The organism is Aquibium sp. A9E412 (assembly GCF_030398335.1).
Lineage (GTDB): Bacteria > Pseudomonadota > Alphaproteobacteria > Rhizobiales > Rhizobiaceae > A9E412.
The window spans coordinates 1-1,737 of record NZ_JAOAOP010000133.1; the positions used below are offsets into that span (position 1 = coordinate 1).

Annotated in this window: 2 protein-coding genes; both read left to right on the forward strand. The window is 68.5% G+C overall.

The window, feature by feature from the left end; genetic code table 11:
* Positions 1 to 543 (forward strand): ABC transporter substrate-binding protein (locus N1F89_RS20535; protein WP_290086360.1); only part of this gene is annotated, 543 nt, incomplete at its 5' end.
* Between the two features lie 87 nt (positions 544 to 630).
* A partial coding sequence (locus N1F89_RS20540; protein ID WP_290086361.1) for an ABC transporter substrate-binding protein occupies positions 631 to 1,737 on the forward strand: 1,107 nt, incomplete at its 3' end.

A 1,737-nucleotide genomic window follows, 5' to 3' on the forward strand; every position in this document is an offset into this window, starting at 1 on the left:
TACGATCCGGAGAAGGCCAAGGCGCTGCTCGAGGAGGCGGGCGCGACCGGCATGTCGCTCGAGATCAACTTCCCGACCGGCGTCGTGCCGCAGGGGCCGCTGGTGTCGCAGGCGATCGCCGCCGATCTCAAGCGCGTCGGCATCGACGCCACCATCCAGCAGGACGAGTGGTCGGTGTTCGCCGGCAAGCTGTTCGACTTCACCAACAAGCAGGCCGATCTCGGCTCGCTGTTCCTGATGTACTACGGCGCCGGGCCGACGCTGGAGCGCGTGCTGGCCACCGTGCTGGTGTCGGACCGCAACTGGAACTGGACGCACTACGACAACCCGAAGGTCGACGAGCTGATCCGCACGGCGGAGACCGCGCCCAATGACGAGGTGCGCCGCGAGGCGATGCTCGAGATGGCGCAGATCGTGCACGACGACGCGCCGTGGCTGTTCCTCTACGAGATGTATCGCCTGTGGGGGGTGAGCAACCGCATCGCGTGGGCCGGGCGCGCCAACTACCTGATCTCCGTCCAAGACATGGAACCGGCAGAATAGCCGGCACCGGCCGGGCGCGGCAGTCGCGCCCGGCCGGACCGCCCGCGGCGGGGCGCCTTCACCGTCATGCAGAACTGGAGAACCGACATGACATCCATCGCATCCTTACCGCGCATCGTGGCCCGCATGGCCTGTGTCGCGGCGGTCGCCGGCGCGGCGGCGGTCGGGCCGGCCGCGGCACAGTCCGACGAGGCCGGCGCGCTCGGCAGCGTGACGATCGCCACGCATCTCGACCTCGACACGCTCGACCCGACGCAGAACATCAACACCCACCAGCGCTGGGTCTACCGGCACATCTTCGACCCGCTTCTCACGCACGACACCGAGGGCCAGGTGCAGCCGGCGCTGGCGACGCGCTGGGAGCGCGTCGACGACACGCGCTGGCGCTTCTGGCTGCGCGACGACGTCACCTTCACCAACGGCGAGCCGTTCACGGCGGAGGCGGTGAAGTTCACCGTCGAACTGATGCAGCGCGCCGAATCGCAGGCCAAGAGCTACTACAACGAGTTCGCCGCCGTGGAGATCGTCGACGACCACACCGTCGACCTGGTCACCAAGGGACCCTATTCGGCGACGCTGTCGCTGATCACCGACTATCTCAACCCGGTGCCGCCGAAATACTACCAGGAGGTCGGCGAGGAGGGCTTCGCCGCCAATCCCGTGGGCACCGGCGCCTACATGCTCGACGCCTGGAACCGCGGCGACCGCATCATCCTGAAGTCCAATCCGGACTGGGCGCTCGGCACGCCGAAGGCCGACGAGGTGGTGTTCTGGGTGGTGCCGGAGCCGGCCACGCGCATCTCCGCGCTGCTCAACGGCGAGGCCGACGTGATCGCCACCGTGCCGGCGATCCAGGCGAGCCAGGTGGAAGACGCCGACAACGTCCGCATCGAGGCTTCCGACGTCAGCGTGCAGCCGATCTGGGGCGGCCTGATCGTCGACCGGCCGGAGCTGCAGGACGTGCGGGTGCGCCACGCCATCAACTATGCCGTCAACAAGCAGGCCATCGTCGACCGGCTGCTGCGCGGCTACGGCCGGGTGATGGGCCAGCCCTGCCCGAGCGATTCGTCGTGCGGCAATCCGCAGATCGAGCCCTATTCCTACGATCCGGAGAAGGCCAAGGCGCTGCTCGAGGAGGCGGGCGCGACCGGCATGTCGCTCGAGATCAACTTCCCGACCGGCGTCGTGCCGCAG